Below are 18,502 nucleotides of genomic sequence, written 5' to 3'. Positions count from 1 at the left end.
AGAAGTCTATCATTGAGAAGGGATAATTAAATTATCCATTCATGTCTTGATTAATAAATCCGTAAACTGACAGAAATATTTTATTTAATAGTGGTAAAACAACCTCCAATAAATTATTAGTGTTTTGTAAGCCTCTATACATATGACATTAAAATCGAGTTCAGGTAGATGATTTTTGAGGTGACAGACGATGATCGGTAAAGCAAATCTCATTGATGCGATCGCTGGGACAAATCGCGGTTTACTCGCCAGTGAACCACAAAAACAGGCTATCTTAGCGGCGATCGCTAACCTGGAAGACTTGAATCCTACGCCTCGTCCCCTAGAAGCGAGCAATTTGCTCGATGGTGATTGGCGCTTAATATATACCAGCAGCAAAGCACTTTTAAACCTAGATCGCATCCCCTTATGTAAACTTGGTCAAATTTATCAGTGTATCCGGGTCAACACTACCAGCGTTTATAACATAGCCGAGATTTATGGCTTACCTTATCTCGAAGGATTAGTTAGTGTAGCTGCGAAATTTGAACCAGTTTCCGAAAGACGTGTCCAAGTAAAATTTCAGCGCTCAATTCTGGGTTTAAAACGTTTAATAGATTACAAATCGCCCGCCGAATTTATCCAGCAAATTGAGTCTGGTAAAAAATTTCCGGCTATTGATACACCCTTAAACAGTGATAAACAGCAAGGCTGGTTGGACATCACTTATATAGACAGCGATTTGCGAATAGGCAGGGGTAACGAGGGTAGCGTGTTTGTTTTGAGTAAAACATAAATTTTCTTTAATTGGTGTATTATCCGAATGAAATTACGCTATCATCTCGCTTTTGTCAAGGGGGGTGTGACACCTATATTAAATTTGGGTTTTGCAATTAGTAAGTCCTCAAAGGAAGAGATCAGGCAGGATCATGGTATCAGATAAATAACTTAACAAAGCCTCTAGGCGAGACCTAGACGATGTAAAGTGAAATCAATTAGCCCCATATATTGGCAATCAATAATTAAAAGGGAAGATACTCATGGTTCAACGTGGTTCTAAAGTACGTATTCTCCGCCCCGAATCCTACTGGTTTCAAGAAGTAGGCACTGTGGCTACTATCGACCAAAGCGGCATCAAATACGCAGCAATTGTCCGGTTTGATAAAGTCAACTACTCTGGTATCAACACCAACAACTTTGCCATAGACGAATTAGTTGAGGTCGAACCACCAAAGGCGAAAGCGAAAAAATAAGCGCTTGTAGCACTTGTAGGGTGGGTTAGGACGATAATCCTTAACCCACCATCATCCATTACCTAAAACTTGCCTGTTTAATCAGCTTAAATGCCTGAACTGCCTGAAGTCGAAACAATCCGCAGGGGTCTGAATCAATTGACCCTGCACCAAAAAATTACGGGTGGAGATGTGTTGCTAGACCGTACCATCGCCTACCCGCTTTCTGTAGATAAGTTTACTCCTAAAATTATCGGCAGTGCGATCGCTTCTTGGCATCGTCGTGGTAAATATCTTTTAGCTGAACTCACACCCTCACCCCAAACCCACTGGCTGGGTGTTCATTTACGAATGACCGGTCAACTGCTGTGGGTAAATCAAAATGAACCATTACACAAGCACACCAGGGTAAGATTATTCTTTGGGGACGAGCAAGAATTACGCTTTGTAGACCAGCGCACCTTCGGTCAAATGTGGTGGGTTCCCCCAGGAGTCGCAGTAGAAACCATCATGACTGGTTTAGCAAAACTGGCTGTAGACCCTTTTTCACCAGAATTCACCGTTGAGTATCTCGCCAGTAAATTACAAAATCGCCGTCGTCCCATCAAAACCGCACTATTAGATCAATCAGTGGTGGCAGGATTAGGTAATATTTATGCTGACGAAGCATTATTTAAAAGTGGAATTTTACCAGTTACCCTCTGTATAGATTTGCAGTTAGAGCAAATTCAGAGTTTACATACAACCATCATTCAAGTCTTAGAAACCAGTATTGCCGCAGGGGGTACAACCTTTAGTAACTTCCTCAACGTGCAGGGGGTTAACGGTAATTATGGCGGTGTGGCTTGGGTTTATAACCGCAGTGGCGAACCTTGCCGAGTTTGCAGTACTCCCATACAGCGCATTAAATTAGCCGGGCGTTCTAGTCATTTCTGCCCCCAATGTCAACATTGAGGGGAGTGGGGAGTGGGGAATGGGGAGTGGAATATTTGCCTTGTTCCTTTGTCGCCAAGATATTCTTAACGCGAGTTCGACAAGTCTTTTTGACCTCTCCCCCAACCCCTCTCCGACGCGGAGAGGGGAGTAAAAAGCCGAATTTTCCGTTGCTCCTCCCTTTCCTTGCAGGAGAGGGAGGTTGGGAGGGAGAGGTTCCTTTGTGTTCAAGATATTCTTAAGTGAAATTGCATCTGGCTACAAGTTAAAATCCTCATAAAACGATCCACAAATTCAAGAGGCAATTTATGGCAGTCAAAAAGGGAGACATGGTTCGCGCTGTCCGCGAGAAGTTGGAAAACAGTCTGGAAGCAAAAGCCAGTGATACCCGCTTTCCTTCCTATTTGTTTGACAGCCAGGGCGAAATTGTCGATATGAAAGGTGATTACGCTCTGGTCAAATTCGGGAAAGTGCCAACACCAAATATTTGGTTACGCTTAGATCAACTTGAAGAATTTAACTAACTCTCAAATTTTGGTCTGAACCTACACAAACAAAACCTGCTTCGGCAGGTTTCAATATTTTATTTTATACCCAATACGGTTAAGTTATTATTGGTCTAGAATATCAACCAAAAACAATTAATCAAAAATAGAAACTACTTTAAGACTAGATACTCTAAACATCGGCTTGGTTTTTTTCTCCCTTGTCACAAATTCCTCTGCGCCAACTGACAACGCCGCAGCTACATGAAGCGCGTCCATAGCGGCTAAACCATCTCTTGTTTGTCTTGCGGAAGGGAACGCCACTTGGTTAATAAGTCTTGTTCTGCACTCATTTTGACTACCTACCTTTGATAATTTAGCCAAAGTAATATTAATCTATAATATGTCTGATGCTTCAAGAATTGGCTCAAGCCAATAGAGTTTAACTTTCTTAATTACAAATTATTATGATTTCTTCTATTCTATGCCGTTCACCTCGTGTCACCATCGTTGGTGCTGGTAAGGTTGGTAGTAGTCTCGCCCAACGCGTGGCTGAGAAAAATCTTGCAGATGTGGTGTTGCTGGATATTGTGGAGGGAATGCCTCAAGGTTTAGCATTGGATTTGATGGAGGCTAGGGGTATTGAGTTACATCATCGGCAGATTATGGGGACGAATAATTATGCTGATACAACTGATTCCGAAATTGTGGTAATTACTGCGGGTATTCCTCGCAAACCTGGGATGAGTCGGGATGATTTGCTGAAAATTAATACCAAAATTGTAGTAGACGCTGCTAAGAGTGCGATCGCCTATTCTCCCAATGCTATTTTTATAGTAGTCACTAATCCCTTAGATGTGATGACTTATTTAGCTTGGGAAGCGACAGGTTTACCACGTCACCGAGTTATGGGTATGGCTGGGGTGTTGGACTCAGCCCGATTTGAAACTTTTATTGCTTTAGAATTAGGGGTATTACCGGCTGATGTCAAGGCGATGGTATTAGGTAGCCACGGTGATTTAATGGTTCCTTTGTCGCGTTATGCGACGGTTAACGGCATTCCCATTACAGAATTACTCGATTCAGCCACAATTGCTCGTTTGGTAGAGAGAACCCGCAACGGGGGCGCGGAAATTGTGGAATTGATGCGGACTGGTGGGGCATTTTTTGCCCCTGCTTCGGCTGCGAGTGTGATGGTGGAATCAATTTTGTTGAATCAGTCGCGGTTGTTACCTGTGGCGACTTATTTACAGGGTGAATATGGTTTAGATGATATTGTGATTGGCGTTCCCTGTCGTTTGGGTTGCGGTGGAGTTGAGAAGATTTTGGAATTGTCTCTCACTGATGGAGAAAGAGAAGCTTTGCAGATTTCGGCGCAATCTGTGCGGGATAATATTAATCGGGCGCTGGAAATTTTAAATTGACTCAAGGCGGCGACGCAACTTGCTGCTGAAACCATCTATCACTGTTACTACTACTAAAAGTACTAACATCATGGTTGTGGCTTTGTTATATTCAAACCCATCAATATAACTTTTTAACTGAAAACCAATACCTCCTGCACCTACTACACCCAACACAGAAGCAGCACGAATATTGTATTCAAACATCCATAAGGTGTAACCTAAACTCAGGGGTAGCACTTGCGGTAAAATTCCATACTGAGCAATTTGGAGTCGAGATGCGCCTATAACTTCTAAAGATTCTAAAGAGCGAGGCTCAACTGCTTCAATGGCTTGTTGATAAAACTTGGCTAGATAGCCGATAGTATATATACTTAAAGCCAGAGTGCCTGCTGGTGCGCCTAAACCTGTGGCGGCAACGAAAATTAGTCCTAAAATAATTGAAGGGACAGAACGCACAGCATTTTGCAGCAAATTAGCTAGCCATTGCAGCCAAGTAGGAGCAACATTACGGGCGCTAGCAACTGCTATGGGTACAGAGATAATCGCCCCAATGGTTGTTCCCCAAAGAGACATCTGTACAGTTTCAATCAGTGCTTTGATGGCAATATCAAGAACTCTAAAATCGGGAGGAAATAAGCGGGAAATAAAATCAACAATGTAGGGGGCGCTAGATGTCAGCAGTTCAAAATTCAGCTGAAGTCCTTGCAAAGCCCAAGCATAAATTATAACAACAATTAATAAAATGACTAAGGGACTTACCCAAGAGTAACGGCGGAGAAATTTAGAAATTGGTAGATAACTCATTATCAGTAGGTCGGTGCAAATAAATTTATTTAATTAGTGTGGGCTTTGACTATTGACCACAAATTGGGCTTGCAAGTTATCGCAAGGTCCCTCGTAAACGATGCACCCGGAATCGAGAACGATCGCACGTTGGGCATATTTGGCGGCTATTCCTAAGTCGTGTAGAACTGTGACAATGGTCATACCTTGCTCGGTGTGTAATTTGGCTAAAGCTTCCATTACTTGTTGGGTAGCCATAACATCTAAGCCGGTGGTGGGTTCGTCTGCTAGAAGGACTTTTGGTGATTGAATTAAAGCACGAGCGATCGCTACTCTTTGTTGCTGACCACCACTAAGTTTGCTAGTCTTTTGATAGGCTAAGTCTCTTAAACCCAACTGTTCGAGTAATTCTAATGCTAGGAGGCGATCGCGTTTAGGAAAGCCGAATAGTGTTTGCCAAGTTGTTCTTGTGCCAAGCCTACCGCATAATACATTTTCAATTGCTGATAACTGGGGAATTAACCCACCGCCTTGAAATAACATTCCTAGATCACGGCGTATTTGGGGAAGTGTGCGGTTATTTATGGCCACGCCATTAATGCAAACTTCTCCCCTGACTAATGGTACTAATCCTACAAGCGATCGCAGTAATGTAGATTTACCAGCACCATTGAGTCCTAGCAGTACAACAAATTCACCTTGCTTAATTTGACAGTTAATATTGTTGAGGATCGGACGATTCAAAGAGCCAACATAAGCCGTCTCTAAGTTGTGACATTCAATTACGTAATCACTCATCCTTTGCCTCGGTCAATTTGATCAATTTACAGATATAAAAGTTAAGAGTTCAGAATAATAATCATAACTCTTGTAAGAGGATGTTTTAAAAGTCCTATTGTTGGTAGCAAAACATTCTAGATCCCCCTAAATCCCCCTAAACCCCTTCGGGGATGCGCCTTCGGCGTAGAAGAAGGGGGACTTTGATTCTAATTCCCCCCTTGAAAAGGGGGGCTAGGGGGGATCTGCGAGTGCCTAAAATCACAGACAACCACTTTTCAAACACCCTCTAAGGGCAGGTTTAGCAAAAATTCTATCCTACCCCTACGTATACAGGAATAATTCTAAGGTTCCATCCCCACACGCTGGAGAGCTTGACGAACTGGTGATAGGTGACGATTGTGATCCACTCTCACCAATTCGGTAGAGTTATACAAGCCACGTAACAGTTGGTTATTTTCTGATTGATTTAACTTAAGTAGAGCGTTAATCAATTTTTCTCTTTGATCTGCGGGAACTTTATCATCAATGACGATACCATGAGCAGGTACACCAGAAATTTTATACAGGACTCGCAACTGTTTCCTTTCTTCTTCTGTAATATAAGGTGGTAACAGAGCATATTCTGAAACAGCAGCTACTTCTGCTTGACCGCGCACTACCGCTTGTAAGGCTTTGCTGTAGCTACCACCATAAGCAACTTGACCAAAGAAAGTATCAACGCGATCGCGATTGGGGACAAATCCCTGTTTTACTAATTCACTCACAGGAAAAATAAACCCAGAGCCTGAAGTAGGAGATGTAAATGCCATTCTTCTACCTCTTAGTTGTTCTAGGGTTGTTTTGGCATTACTTCCACTCCTCAAGGGGCTATTGTTGCGGACAACAAATATTGAATCATAAGTAAATCTACCGGAGTAGTTATCGCGTACCTCTGCTAGATACAAACGAGCATTTGCCAATTCTTCAGCTTTCAAGGCTGGACGACTGCTTAAAAAAGCTACCTCAGCCCGATTTGCTCTCAAAGCTTCCACCGCAGCTGTATCATCACCTATCTGTGCTTTGACAGGTATTCCCATTTCTTTAGTTAAAAAAGTGGCTACAGCATTTGCCTTAGATTGCAAATCTGTTGAATCAGCACGACTAGGAAAAACTATGGTTAAATTTCTCAGTTTGCTTGCGATTAAGCGCGGTGCTTGCTGATTAGAAACGGAATTAGCTGTTGTCGCTTGGATTCCAGTAACAGTGGTAACTGCTACACCCATTAGTGCTATTAATGCTGCGCCAGCACTTAATAAGCTTTTTTGGCTTAGACTCATTTGCCCCTCTTGATTAAGAACTCTTTGCAAAAATATCGTTAATTATTGTCAATTATCCCAATAAAAGAATTTAGAGCTTTTAAGAATTAAAGTCAAGAGGAAATGTATAAGAAATACTTGGGGTAGATATAAATTACACACCATTGGTCAATTCGGGAAATGCTTCCCTAGAGTAGCTATGAAGCGCCCCACCTCTGAGTTAGATTTGGGCGTACCGATTTTTGTTTTCTAGCCAAACACATCAAATAACATTATGATTATAAATATTAGTCAAATAGGAAACACGGTATGGGTGCGGGACAAAATCTTTTACAGGCTACCCAAGCTAAAACACGTCTGCTGCTGGCTTTGTGGGATTTGGGAGCAATAAAGCAGGAAGTAAAGAAGGGTCAACTAACGAAGCGCATTATATCTAAGGGTAAGAAGGTAGCAGATTTTAAGGATATATTCGCGGAATTACAGGCTGAAGGGGCGATCGCAATTTCCAAAACTGGATACTCTTTAACTTCTCCCAAGGGTTTGGAGGTTCTAGGTGAGAGTTTGAGGAGTGGTGATTTTAAGTTTGAAGGGACTATTGTTGGTACTTGGTGATGTCAAGGCGATGGTATTGCGTAGGCATGGTGATTTAATGCTTCCTTTATCGCGTTATGCTACTGTTAACGGCATTCCCATCACATAATTATTGGATACAGCCACAATTGCCCGTTTGGGAGAGAGAACCCGCAACGGGGGCGCGGAAATTGTGGAATTGATGCGGACTGGTGGAGCATTTTTTGCCCCTGCTTCTGCTGCGAGTGTGATGGTGGAATCAATTTTGTTGAATCAGTCGCGGTTGTTACCTGTGGCGACTTGTTTACAAGGCGAATATGGTTTAAATGATGTTGTGATTGGCGTTCCCTGTCGTTTGGGTTGCGCTGGAGTTGAGAATATTTTGGAATTGCATCTCACTGATGGGGAAAGAGAAGCTGTGCAGATTTCGGCGCAATCTGTGCGGGATCAATATGATCCCGCGCAGAAAATTTTGGCAATGAATTAAGCATTTTTCCAGGCGACTAGAAATCGCGTATACAAAAACTATCACCACTGTTTTGTTTATGTGTGACAGTTGAGGATGTGGAATATGGGTGATAAATTGGCAAATTAAATAATATCAGGACTTACGCAAAATTATGAAAAAACGAACCACGAAGGACACAAAGGACACGAAGTCAAGAGGGTTTCAGAGAGTTCTTGCGTAAGTCCTAAATATAAGTTGCAATATCGCATAAACGTTATGAGCGTCAAAATAATGACAAAAATGTTGGTGTTGGAATTGTTAGCGGTGGGATCTCTGGTGTTAACTATTTTAGGTAGTAAAGCGATAATAGAGCAAGCAAACACGAAAAGACAGTTTGGTTGGTTTATTTTTATTGCATTTATGTTGGTATTAATCGTTGCAGTAATCACAGGAAAACTAGAAATTGTCACGGCAATTTTCGGTACAGCTATTTTTGGACTTTGCAGCATGTTTTGGGGACGAAATTTTTCTTAATGTATTCACATTAGGACAAGGGTTTCAGATTCTCATACCATCTCTTTGTGAGGTTGCGCCGAATTTTTAAACCCTTTTTCTCTCTGTGTCCTCTGCGTCTCTGCGGTTTGTTTCTCTTAATTCATTGCATCTTCATACAGAATTGGTATCAGTTACCTTTTACTCGAAACGTTGATGTACACTTATTTTTGCCTATTTTGCCAAAAATTATCAAGGCTCTTGTTTTGGCTGTTGATGCTCTACGGGTAGCTTATATTCAGTCAAAACCACCGCAACCGCTAACAACAGAAGAAATGCACGAAATCTTAATAGAACTTTCCTCACCCCTTACAGGCTATTTAGGAAGAGAAAAAGGAAAAGATTGGAAGAGCGATCGCTTTTACTTTCTCCGCGACCTACCAACCACCCCCAAATAACACAATTCTCTTACCTCTGCGTTCTCTGCGCCTCTGCGGTTAGTTAAATCTTAACCCAAACTCAAAATACCAGCCTGATAATTCACCACCAAAGGCAAAATTTTCAGCCACTCTGAACCTAATAAAACCTCTGTGATTTCATCCCCCGCACAAACAGGAATCTCATACTCCTGTCCATCCAATAAAACCTGACCTGAATAAATATTAAATCTTGCCTCTCCCTGTGCAGTCCGCAGTGGTTCATTACCAAGATAAGACCAATCAAGACCCTCTAAATCTTGGATATTAATTGCCATAAAGCCTGTGAAACCCGTATCTAAAAGGGCATCCACAGGCAAATTTAATCCATCAGAGGTAATCAAATCAAGTTCAAAAAAAAGTTGCCCTCTACTGCCAAAAATACCCTGAATCATATTGTGCCAGTGGTTCCTGTTTCATTCAGACCAAAAACGTAATGTATAGCATCTGGGTACTTTTGCAAGGCTTTTTTATGAGCTTGTTCTTTATCTTGATCAACGAAATAATCACCACTATTTGGATCTATAGCAATATACCAGCCATAGTGTTCTGTAATTAATTCAGGACACACACGGTCAAATACAGCGCGACAACGGCGATAAACTACTTCATCTTCAGCTTTACGCCTAGCCCGTTCCTCTGGTGTTGAAGTCAGTTCAGGAAAAATTCTTCCTCGCCTTAAGGATCGTTTCGGCGTTGATTGCGTCACATTATTAACCCTCATGATCAAGACTGCATTAACTCAATTGTACGCCAATAACATCTTTATTTATTAACTTACGAATAGAAAGATCCCCGACTTCTTCAAGAAGTCGGGGATCTGAGTCTCTCGTGTTTGCCAATCAGATAGTATTGCTATATTCTTGCCAACAATTGACTAACGCAAACTGGTTTTTCAGCTAAAATTATTAACCCACAGAAACCTTCAAACTACCGGGTTTACCCAGTTCACCTTGTAACACTACACCGCGCCCATTAGCGTGTAAATGCCGCAAAATCTTGTAAATTGCCTCAACTTCCTCAGCAGCACCCGCTTTTTGGGCGACTTCTTCCAGAGAAAGGGCGGTTTTTTCCTTTTGCAATACAGCCATTACCTTTGATTGCAATTCCAGAATTACCGCAGCAGCTTTTTTACCAGCTTCTACCCCTGGTTGATGGTAGGCGTTGACATTCACCAAACTGGCGTATAAACCAACAGCGCGTTCATACAAAGCAATTAATGCACCCACAGTTTTAGGATTGACTTGGGGAATAGTCACAGTAATGGAATCGCGCTGATTTTCGTAAAGCGCTTGTCGAGTTCCTAAAAGGAAACCAGAGAGAAAATCGCCCGAAGTTACTCCAGGTTCAATTTCTAAAGATTTACCCTCACGGTCTTCTAACACTTCAATGAAAGTAGCAAAGAAATTTGGGATACCCTCACGTAATTGCTGTACGTAAGCGTGTTGGTCTGTAGAACCTTTGTTACCGTAAACAGCGATACCTTGATAAACAGTATTGCCATCTAGGTCTTTTTCTTTACCTATAGATTCCATTACCAGCTGTTGTAAATACCGACTAAACAACAGCAAGCTGTCCTTGTAAGGTAGGACAACCATATCTTTCTCACCCTTACCATTACCGGAAAAATACCAACCCAAAGCTAACAAAGCCGCCGGGTTATTTTCCAAATTGGGGACGCGGGTAGCATCATCCATTTCTTTCGCACCTTCAATCATGGCGCGAATATCAATACCTTGTAATGCGGCTGGTACTAGCCCCACAGCAGATAATTCTGAGGTGCGTCCTCCCACCCAGTCATACATGGGAAATCTCGCTAGCCAGCCTTCTTTTTGGGCGACTTTATCCAAATTGCTATCAACGCTAGTAATGGCTACAGCTTGTTTAGCAAAGTCTAATTTTTTACTAGCATAGGCAGCTTTAACTTCAATCATGCCATTACGGGGTTCTGGTGTGCCTCCAGATTTGGAAATCACTAAAACCAAGGTGCTGGCTAGATTGTCTTGCAGTTGATTGAGAGTGCGGTCAATTCCGGCGGGGTCACTATTGTCGATAAAGTGAATTTTCAGAGAAGGGAAATCAGGCGCAAGGGCTTCAGCCACAAATTCCGGCCCTAGTGCAGAACCACCAATACCAATGGATATTATATCGGTAAAGCGGCTGGCTTTGGGTGGATGAATCGCACCTGTGTGGACTTTTTCGGCAAAGGCTTCGATTTGTTCGAGAGTTTGGACTATCTCTTGTGTAAGTTCTGGTGTGGGTGCTAAATCAGGATTTCGCAGCCAGTAATGTCCCACCATGCGGCCTTCGTCAGGATTGGCGATCGCACCCTTCTCTAATTCCGCCATATCCGCAAACGCTTTGTCAAACTTCGGCCGCAACGAGTCCACGAAAGCGTGATCAAAACCCATCCGACTTATGTCCAGGTAAAGTCCTAATCCCTCGTGGAAATATAACCAATTTTGGTATCGTTGCCAAAGTGCCTTTGCATCCATAGGGAAATCTCAAATAAAGTATTGCTTCAAAAACCAGTTTAATGTATGGTTAGAGCCATCCCTGCCTAGCCTTATACAGTTTTAAGTGTTGGGTATTGAGCATCAGTCACAGATTCACCCATAATCTAACAGTCACTACTTAATTTAAACATCTGGCATAGGTATGACACGCAGAAATTTCACAATTTCACCCCTAATTTCAATCCCAACTAGATAATTATCGATGGTGAAACGGTGAAAAATGCCCTCAGTATCAAGACACCGCAGATCTGGGAGACTATGCAGAGGCATATTTTCAGTAAACTCGAAAAATACAAAATCGTATACCCGTTGATAGATAACAGGTTCTAAATTCTTCAGGTCTACCAAAAAAGACCAGGCGTAGCGCACTTCCAAACTCACTAGACGTTACCTTAACAAAACTTTAGGTGTTCTGACATTAGCTCGAAAGCGTTTCTAAATTTTACAAATACACTAACATTCGTTTCGCTTCTTCATGGGTGAGAATATCCCACGGTTGCTGCAATTGCTTGGCTTTTTGGATCGCTTGCGACATATAAGAGTCACAATGCAACGCATGGAGATTATCCCAGACACTTTGCAATTGTTCATCACTTAATTGCTCGATTAAATGATGGATTCTAATTCTCAGCAAGTTCATAAACTATAATATTACCCAAAACACAAAACTATTATTCCCGAAAATTGACAATGCTTAACGACAGGATAAGATTATCCTGGGGCTATGCCTAGTTTTTTGGGAATGGACTCAGTATATACAGCAGTTTGCTCGTGAGTATAGTATTTCAAACAATAATCAACCACAGATGCAAACAGATGCACACAGATGAATATGGATCAGTCTGTACTTTATCTGTGTGAAAACTGCTATATATAATTTTGGCGGGGTGGGGTTCTGGGTTTTACTATGTCTTTACAAGCTTTCTGGATAACGCATATTTGCACTTAAACTAATTTAATATGGTTGAATATCTCATCTTTTTGGCAACTTCTACAACAATCTTTGCTCTGTTCGCTTTAGGGCTGAATTTGCAGTGGGGTTATACCGGGTTAATTAATTTTGGTCATATTGCTTTTATGACTCTGGGTGCTTATACCACTGTTCTGTTAAGCTTTCAGGGAGTTCCCTTATTTGTTTCGGCAGTTATGGGGGCAATTGTAGCAGCTTTTCTGGGTTTAATTATTGGTTTTGCTACTCTGCGCTTACGGGAAGATTATCTCTCAATTGTTACCATTGGGGTGGGTGAATTAATTCGCTTGGTGGTGAATAATCAAGAGTTACCTGTGAAGGATTCCTGGATATCTGGGACTTTTGGTGTCCAAAGTTATCCGATTCCTTTATCTACAACGCCCAATTTGTTCGTCAGAGTGGGGATGATGGGATTGCTGACGCTTCTGGCTATTCTAACTTTGTTTGGTTTGTGGCGATGGATTCGCACCGCCCAAAAATCTCTGGTGACTGATTTGGGTAAAAAACTCAGTCGCAAACAAGAGTTAGTTTCCCGTTTGGGAGTAGGAATTATTTTCGCTTTATTGACAGTCGCCATTTATATTTCTGGCGTTATTGGTTTGTATGACTATAAACCCAAAGCAGGTTTGATGTTATTGTCGCTGTTGGTTTTAGCTTTTATCTTTTGGCGGTTAGAAATTTTGGTGCGATCGCCTTGGGGTCGTGTGCTAAAAGCTATCCGTGAGGATGAGGAAGTACCGAAGGCTTTGGGTAAAAATGTTTTTTGGTATAAAGTACAATCACTGATGTTAGGGGGTGCGATCGCCGGGATTGCTGGGGCTTTCTTTGCTTGGCAACTCAGCGCCATTTACCCGGATAATTTCCAACCACAACTGACTTTTGACGCTTGGATTATGGTAATTTTAGGCGGTTCTGGAAATAACATTGGCACAATCTTAGGGGCTGTGATTTTCTTTACTTACGATGCAGCCACCAGAGAATTTTTACCGAAAATTTTTACCAATTTATCTTCTGACCAATTAGGTGCATTTCGCATCATGGTTATTGGTCTAATTTTAATGATCCTCATGGTTTGGCGACCTCAAGGTATTTTAGGTAAAAAGGAGGAACTCACTCTTGGTAAGTGATTGGTCATTTGTCATTGGTCATTTGTCATTAGTCATTGGGAAGTTACCGTCTTCTCCCCCCTGCTCCGGTGCTCCCTGCTCCCCTGCCTCTTCTCATTGGTCATTTGTCATTTGTCATTGGTAAACGTAAAAACAGTTGTAATGGATTTTTATGGTAAATACGCAGTCACCCCCACTTCCTTTGTTAGCCGCTACTGGACTTTGTAAAAGCTTTGGCGGTATTAAAGCAGTCCAAGATGCCACAATTGAGGTGAATAAAGGTAGCATTACTGGCTTAATTGGTCCCAATGGTGCTGGTAAAACTACTTTATTTAATCTCCTCTCTAGCTTTATTCGCCCAGATAAGGGACGCGTGATTTTTGACGGTGAACCCATTCAACACCTACAACCGTATCAAATCGCCCAGCAGGGTTTAGTCCGGACTTTTCAGGTGGCGCGGACTCTCTCGCGGTTGTCGGTGTTAGATAATATGCTGCTAGCGGCGCAAAAACAAACAGGTGAGAATTTTTGGCAAGTACAGTTACAACCCCACATTGTCGCTAAGGAAGAAAAGCAACTCAAAGAACAAGCAATGTTATTGTTAGAGTCTGTGGGATTGGCACAAAAAGCACAGGATTATGCTGGTGGGTTGTCTGGTGGACAACGCAAGTTACTGGAAATGGGGCGGGCTTTAATGACAAATCCCAAGTTAATTTTATTAGATGAACCAGCAGCTGGGGTGAATCCCAAACTAATTGATGATATATGCGATCGCATTCTCAGATGGAACCGCCAAGATGGTATGACCTTCCTAATTATTGAACATAACATGGATGTGATCATGTCTTTGTGCGATCGCGTTTGGGTCATGGCTGAAGGTCAAAATTTAGCTGAAGGAACTCCCGCCGAAATTCAAACCAATACCCAAGTTTTAAAAGCTTATTTAGGACAATAAATCAGATTCATTGCCCAAATAATTTCGGTAAAATTAGAGAAACAACTTTACTTCAACCAAATTTCTGATTCCTGAAAAGTATACTGCTAGAATTAAAGAGGTATTAAATTATGGATTTAATTGGTGGAGATAATTTCAGGATAAACAAAATACTTTCACAAAATGTTAGCAGCACAGTTGTTTAATGAACTGGAAGGTAACGAAATAAAAACAATTTCTGGTGCGGTGACAACAGGAGATATTTGGAAGTTTTTAAAGTTAGAAGGAACAGAGATATTTATTGATTTGAATAATTATTATATTAAGGAGTTGAATAAGATTTTAGGTATTTTATGTCAAGGTGTATTGGGTTGAAATTTGACCTCCTCTGGTGCTGCACTCCACGCTCTAAAATAATGAGGATGTTTTATAATAGTGTAGAGACAATAATTATATTGAGGTAAAAAATATGGCTCAAAGTCCATCAGAGAGAATTGTCAGACGTGGCCGAGTATTTCCCGAAATTCAATGGACAGAAGAACAAAAAGCTCAAGATAGAGCGAGAAGAAAGGCATTTTCGGATCGTTGTTGGGTGATTTTTGAGCGTTTAAAACCAGAAATACTCGATAAATACTATGGTTGGTACATTGCTATTGAACCTGATAGTGGTGATTATTTTATTGATGAGGATAAGGAAGTAGCTAGTAAAATGGCTAGGGAAAAGTATCCTCATTTAATTCATCATATTTATGGCATTAATGAAACGGGAGTTAGTGGCAGAATATGATTGAAGGAATATTTGGAGAAAATGGGCAAATTTATTTTGAAATTGATTTAATTGGTGGAGATAATTTCAGTTTTCCTGTAGAAACAATGTTAGATACAGGATTTACTGAATATTTAGCTATGAATAAACAAGATGTCCAAAGTCTTGATTGGACTTTTTTAGGTCAAGATAAATTAAGAACTGCTCAGGGTGAAACTGAATTTGATGTTTATAACGGTAGGGTAATCATAGATGGTCAAGATTTTGAAGTTCCTGTATTTGCTGGAGATGAAATACAGGAAATTTTACTGGGTTCTCGATGGTTGAAGTTATTTATTTTATTTGCTAATTATGCGGAAAATACAGTTAAATTAGAGTTAATACAATTATATGGTGGTTAGAAGTTTTACTTCCAATCATGAACGAATATTTTTTATGGAAAGATATGACAATTTACATTTTTAAATGTTAACCTTGATGTATGTGCAATCAATTTGAACCTCAATCACCAATTAAGTGAATTGACAACTCTAGGACTTACGCACTGTACAAATTAATCATGGTATGCAGTCACCAAAATAGCCAATTTCCGGCTTTGAACAATGATTATGTTGATAGTAAATATACCCGTGTGGTAAGGGTTTAGCATTGCTAAACCCTTACGAAATATGTACTTTTTAGTGTGATACATATTTGGGCTTTATTGTCAATGCGTAAGTCCTAAACTCAAAGATTTTGCGATTTATTTTACAAGGTTGATTAAATAACTCCCTCTTTTCTCTTGTATGAGAATTATTAAAAACTAAGAAGCTATTAAAGAGGTCAATCATTTAACACGCTGATTGTAGGGTAATTTCGCCAATAACATTCCCATAGCACAAGTGTTACTCACTCCAGCAAATACTAAACCTGCGCCAACAAAACCACTTAAAATTAAAAACCAAGGCGAAACAAAAGCACCTAAAATAGTTCCGGTAAATACTAATGAACCAGCCACAATTTGCACTTGTCTCATTAAACTAATGGGAGCATCTTTATTAATTTTAGTGGGATAATTTAACTGTTTCCAGGATATAATTCCCCCTTGTAGTTGAGCAAAATCTGAAAATCCCGCATTAATCAATTTTTGCGCGGCTTGATTAGAGCGATTTCCCGATTGGCAATAAAGCACCACTTTCGTATTACGCTGGAAAGGTACTTGTTCTGGTTGGAATTGAGAAAGGGGTAAAAGTTTAGCACCTGGAATATGTTCTGCTGCATATTCGGAAGGTTCGCGCACATCTATCAGATGCACTTTTTCTGTTTCAGTCCAGCCTTTGACAGTCGAAGCTTCAACCAATTCTAACTTAGTTTCTGAAGTCATACAATTTTAGATTTTAGATTTTAGATTTTGGATTTTGGATTTTTAATTAAAGGTTTGTAGTCAGGACTTTAGTCCTCAAATAGATGCTCAAGCCTGACTGCTAAATGAATTGCAATAATGTTACATTGCTTAACATAGTTGAATTTACTCCCGCCTACTTACTATATAACTTAACTTATTTAGTATATTCCTATATAGTAGAATAATCAACATAAAAGCCAAACAATATTTACCGTTCGATGTCAGAGATATTTCCAGCCGCACTCAGCCAAGTTGCAAATTATTTCAAAGTTTTGTCAGAAGTCAGCCGGCTACAAGTATTATGTTGTTTAAAAACAGGTGCTAAAAATGTTACTGAAATTATTACTGAGACTGGACTAGGACAAGCCAACGTATCCAAGCATCTCAAAGTTTTAGCCCAGGCGGGGATTGTTAAAAGAACACCAGAGGGAGTCAGTGTAATTTATGAAATCGCTGATCCGATTTTATTTCAGTTGTGTGATTTAGTATGCGATCGCCTGTCCGTCCGACTGCAAGAACAAACCCAACAGTTGTCACAATTGGAAAGTAGAAATTGGGGGACAAAGGGATAGTTAATTTGATTCCCCATGTCCCATAATTTAGCTAAATTGCTCGCCTGCATCTAAATTAAACAAAGTTTGCAGGGTTTGCATACAGTGTCGTCTCGCCTCAACATCTTGCTGCGCTCGTAACTGTACCATTGGATCATGTAAAATTTTATTTACAATGCCTCGTGTTAAAGCCTCAATGACTTCTTGATGTTTTTCGGCGAATTCCGAACCCAATCGAGATAAAGCTTTTTCTAATTCTTGTTCGCGGATGGTTTCTACTTTATTTCTCAGACAACTAATTGTAGAGACAGTTTCGAGCGATCGCCACCAAATATCAAAAGCTTCCACTTCTTCATCTAGAAGTTTCTCGGCTTCCTGCGCCATTTTACGGCGACTTTCGTGGTTTTGCGCCACCACAGCCTTCAAATCGTCCACATTAAAAGCTTGGACATTTGCCAATTCATTGACATTACTGTGGACATTACGCGGCACAGAAATATCAAATAACATCAAAGAGCGACTAGACTCTAAAACTGTTTCTAACGTGCTGCGTTCAAGTATTGGCTCAGTTGCAGAAGTGCTAGTAAATACTAAATCGCTTTCGGCAATTACTGCCATCATTTCTGATAAAGTGTGAGTATGTATAGGCTGCTCAGGATAAAGTTTTGCCAATTGCTGGGCGCGTTCTTGAGAGCGATTGACAATACTGATTTGGGCAGCACCTTTAGAAATCAGGTGTTGTACCAACAAACGTGACATTTTGCCAGCACCGATAATTGCGACTCGACAAGCCGCTAAATTAGCCGCCTTCATTTGTGCCAACTCCACAGCCGCCGAACTAATAGAAACCGCACCAGTACCAATGTTAGTTTCAGTCCGCACACGCTTACCAGCTGTCAGCGCTTGTTTAAATAATCGATTTAAAACTGTTTTTATACCATTATATTGCTGTCCCAGTTTGTGAGTATTTTTCACCTGAGCCAGAATTTGACCTTCTCCGAGAACTAAGCTATCTAACCCAGCAGCTACGCGCATCATGTGCATCACAGCATCATCATGGAGCAACATAAACAAGTGTTGACGCAGAGACTGTACAGGCAATTTGCTGTGTTCTGAAAGAAACTGAGTAACTTCCCTGATGCCTTGCTCTGTTTCGCTAGTAACAATGTAAATTTCCAGGCGGTTGCAGGTGCTAAGTATTGCTACTTCGTCAATATGGGGATAGCTATTCAGATGAGCGATCGCACTTTCAGTTTGTGGTTCTGGAATACTCAGCTTTTCCCGGATTTCAACTGGGGCTGTTTTATGGCTTAACCCCACCACTGCAATATTCATTATTTATCGTTTATTGGTAATGGATTATTGATTATTGATTATTGATTATTTTCCATAGGTA

22 protein-coding genes and 4 pseudogenes are annotated in these 18,502 nt (G+C 40.8%); 15 read left to right on the top strand and 11 right to left on the bottom strand.

Annotated features, from left to right (window positions below):
- Positions 1-190: 190 nt before the first annotated feature.
- The 4 genes from NSP_RS08260 to ndhO all read left to right on the top strand — a co-directional run bounded on the left by NSP_RS08260 (position 191) and on the right by ndhO (position 2,668).
- Positions 191-775: a PAP/fibrillin family protein gene (locus tag NSP_RS08260; protein ID WP_006194699.1), complete on the top strand. Its 585-nt coding sequence runs from the start codon at positions 191-193 to the stop codon at positions 773-775.
- Positions 776-1,019: 244 nt separating this feature from the next.
- Positions 1,020-1,232 carry a photosystem I reaction center subunit IV gene (locus NSP_RS08255; protein WP_006194700.1) on the top strand — a complete coding sequence of 71 codons (213 nt, stop codon included), beginning with the start codon at positions 1,020-1,022 and terminating at the stop codon, positions 1,230-1,232.
- A gap of 90 nt (positions 1,233-1,322) precedes the next feature.
- A complete protein-coding gene (locus NSP_RS08250; protein ID WP_006194701.1) occupies positions 1,323-2,165 on the top strand; it encodes a DNA-formamidopyrimidine glycosylase in 843 nt (280 codons plus the stop codon).
- Positions 2,166-2,452: 287 nt separating this feature from the next.
- A complete protein-coding gene (gene ndhO / locus NSP_RS08245) occupies positions 2,453-2,668 on the top strand; it encodes an NAD(P)H-quinone oxidoreductase subunit O (protein ID WP_006194702.1) in 216 nt (71 codons plus the stop codon).
- Between the two features lie 117 nt (positions 2,669-2,785).
- Here the strand turns inward: ndhO and NSP_RS08240 are convergent, their stop codons facing one another.
- Entirely contained in the window at positions 2,786-3,013 is a 228-nt protein-coding gene (locus NSP_RS08240) for a PIN domain-containing protein (protein ID WP_006194703.1), read from the bottom strand.
- Between the two features lie 83 nt (positions 3,014-3,096).
- Here NSP_RS08240 and mdh point away from each other — a divergent pair, with 83 nt between their 5' ends.
- A complete protein-coding gene (gene mdh / locus NSP_RS08235) occupies positions 3,097-4,053 on the top strand; it encodes a malate dehydrogenase (RefSeq protein WP_006194704.1) in 957 nt (318 codons plus the stop codon).
- On the opposite strand, the gene phnE is transcribed toward mdh, so the two are convergent.
- From phnE to NSP_RS08220, 3 genes are all read right to left on the bottom strand, one after another.
- On the bottom strand, positions 4,045-4,839 hold the full coding sequence (gene phnE, locus NSP_RS08230) for a phosphonate ABC transporter, permease protein PhnE (protein WP_006194705.1): 795 nt from the start codon (positions 4,837-4,839) through the stop codon (positions 4,045-4,047). The two genes, mdh and phnE, sit on opposite strands and share 9 nt — an antisense overlap.
- A 33-nt stretch (positions 4,840-4,872) precedes the next feature.
- Positions 4,873-5,616 carry a phosphonate ABC transporter ATP-binding protein gene (locus tag NSP_RS08225; RefSeq protein WP_006194706.1) on the bottom strand — a complete coding sequence of 248 codons (744 nt, stop codon included), beginning with the start codon at positions 5,614-5,616 and terminating at the stop codon, positions 4,873-4,875.
- Positions 5,617-5,939: 323 nt separating this feature from the next.
- Positions 5,940-6,914 carry a phosphate/phosphite/phosphonate ABC transporter substrate-binding protein gene (locus NSP_RS08220; RefSeq protein ID WP_006194707.1) on the bottom strand — a complete coding sequence of 325 codons (975 nt, stop codon included), beginning with the start codon at positions 6,912-6,914 and terminating at the stop codon, positions 5,940-5,942.
- A gap of 288 nt (positions 6,915-7,202) precedes the next feature.
- Here NSP_RS08220 and NSP_RS08215 point away from each other — a divergent pair.
- The 4 genes and pseudogenes from NSP_RS08215 to NSP_RS23980 all read left to right on the top strand — a co-directional run.
- Positions 7,203-7,502 (top strand): annotated as a pseudogene (locus NSP_RS08215) (hypothetical protein); the annotation flags it as partial.
- A 1-nt stretch (position 7,503) separates the two neighbouring features.
- A pseudogene (locus NSP_RS08210) lies at positions 7,504-7,950 on the top strand (malate dehydrogenase); the annotation flags it as partial.
- A gap of 237 nt (positions 7,951-8,187) precedes the next feature.
- Positions 8,188-8,445 carry a hypothetical protein gene (locus tag NSP_RS08205; protein WP_231859555.1) on the top strand — a complete coding sequence of 86 codons (258 nt, stop codon included), beginning with the start codon at positions 8,188-8,190 and terminating at the stop codon, positions 8,443-8,445.
- 230 nt (positions 8,446-8,675) lie between these two features.
- Positions 8,676-8,861, top strand: a pseudogene (locus tag NSP_RS23980) (hypothetical protein); the annotation flags it as partial.
- Positions 8,862-8,911: 50 nt separating this feature from the next.
- Here NSP_RS23980 and NSP_RS08195 read toward each other — a convergent pair.
- The 5 genes from NSP_RS08195 to NSP_RS08175 form a co-directional block, all read right to left on the bottom strand.
- A complete protein-coding gene (locus tag NSP_RS08195) occupies positions 8,912-9,274 on the bottom strand; it encodes a hypothetical protein (protein ID WP_006194713.1) in 363 nt (120 codons plus the stop codon).
- Positions 9,271-9,603 (bottom strand): hypothetical protein, encoded by a 333-nt coding sequence (locus tag NSP_RS08190; protein WP_017803974.1) that lies wholly within the window; start codon positions 9,601-9,603, stop codon positions 9,271-9,273. The genes NSP_RS08195 and NSP_RS08190 overlap by 4 nt, the downstream gene beginning before the upstream one ends.
- A gap of 184 nt (positions 9,604-9,787) precedes the next feature.
- Complete coding sequence (locus tag NSP_RS08185; protein WP_017803973.1) at positions 9,788-11,374, bottom strand: glucose-6-phosphate isomerase; 1,587 nt, start codon at positions 11,372-11,374, stop codon at positions 9,788-9,790.
- Between the two features lie 144 nt (positions 11,375-11,518).
- Positions 11,519-11,776, bottom strand: coding sequence for a hypothetical protein (locus NSP_RS08180; RefSeq protein ID WP_006194716.1), 258 nt, complete (start codon positions 11,774-11,776; stop codon positions 11,519-11,521).
- A 61-nt stretch (positions 11,777-11,837) separates the two neighbouring features.
- Positions 11,838-12,035 carry a hypothetical protein gene (locus tag NSP_RS08175; protein ID WP_006194718.1) on the bottom strand — a complete coding sequence of 66 codons (198 nt, stop codon included), beginning with the start codon at positions 12,033-12,035 and terminating at the stop codon, positions 11,838-11,840.
- A gap of 320 nt (positions 12,036-12,355) precedes the next feature.
- On the opposite strand from NSP_RS08175, the gene NSP_RS08170 reads away from it, so the two are divergent.
- From NSP_RS08170 to NSP_RS08150, 5 genes and pseudogenes are all read left to right on the top strand, one after another.
- Positions 12,356-13,492, top strand: a complete 1,137-nt coding sequence (locus NSP_RS08170; protein ID WP_006194719.1) for a branched-chain amino acid ABC transporter permease — start codon at positions 12,356-12,358, stop codon at positions 13,490-13,492.
- A 151-nt stretch (positions 13,493-13,643) separates the two neighbouring features.
- Positions 13,644-14,426: an ABC transporter ATP-binding protein gene (locus NSP_RS08165; protein ID WP_006194720.1), complete on the top strand. Its 783-nt coding sequence runs from the start codon at positions 13,644-13,646 to the stop codon at positions 14,424-14,426.
- 162 nt (positions 14,427-14,588) lie between these two features.
- Positions 14,589-14,780 (top strand): annotated as a pseudogene (locus NSP_RS08160) (hypothetical protein); the annotation flags it as partial.
- A gap of 94 nt (positions 14,781-14,874) precedes the next feature.
- Positions 14,875-15,192, top strand: coding sequence for a hypothetical protein (locus NSP_RS08155; protein ID WP_006194722.1), 318 nt, complete (start codon positions 14,875-14,877; stop codon positions 15,190-15,192).
- Positions 15,189-15,572: a hypothetical protein gene (locus tag NSP_RS08150; protein WP_006194723.1), complete on the top strand. Its 384-nt coding sequence runs from the start codon at positions 15,189-15,191 to the stop codon at positions 15,570-15,572. Before NSP_RS08155 ends, NSP_RS08150 begins: the two co-directional genes overlap by 4 nt.
- A 425-nt stretch (positions 15,573-15,997) precedes the next feature.
- On the opposite strand, the gene NSP_RS08145 is transcribed toward NSP_RS08150, so the two are convergent.
- Positions 15,998-16,534 carry a rhodanese-like domain-containing protein gene (locus NSP_RS08145; protein ID WP_006194724.1) on the bottom strand — a complete coding sequence of 179 codons (537 nt, stop codon included), beginning with the start codon at positions 16,532-16,534 and terminating at the stop codon, positions 15,998-16,000.
- A 239-nt stretch (positions 16,535-16,773) separates the two neighbouring features.
- On the opposite strand from NSP_RS08145, the gene NSP_RS08140 reads away from it, so the two are divergent.
- Positions 16,774-17,127 (top strand): ArsR/SmtB family transcription factor, encoded by a 354-nt coding sequence (locus NSP_RS08140; protein ID WP_006194725.1) that lies wholly within the window; start codon positions 16,774-16,776, stop codon positions 17,125-17,127.
- 27 nt (positions 17,128-17,154) lie between these two features.
- On the opposite strand, the gene NSP_RS08135 is transcribed toward NSP_RS08140, so the two are convergent.
- On the bottom strand, positions 17,155-18,441 hold the full coding sequence (locus NSP_RS08135) for a glutamyl-tRNA reductase (protein ID WP_006194726.1): 1,287 nt from the start codon (positions 18,439-18,441) through the stop codon (positions 17,155-17,157).
- Positions 18,442-18,502 lie beyond the last annotated feature (61 nt).

The sequence above is a fragment of the Nodularia spumigena CCY9414 genome (assembly GCF_000340565.2).
Taxonomy (GTDB): domain Bacteria; phylum Cyanobacteriota; class Cyanobacteriia; order Cyanobacteriales; family Nostocaceae; genus Nodularia; species Nodularia spumigena.
This window is presented reverse-complemented; position numbering and strand designations above follow the sequence as displayed.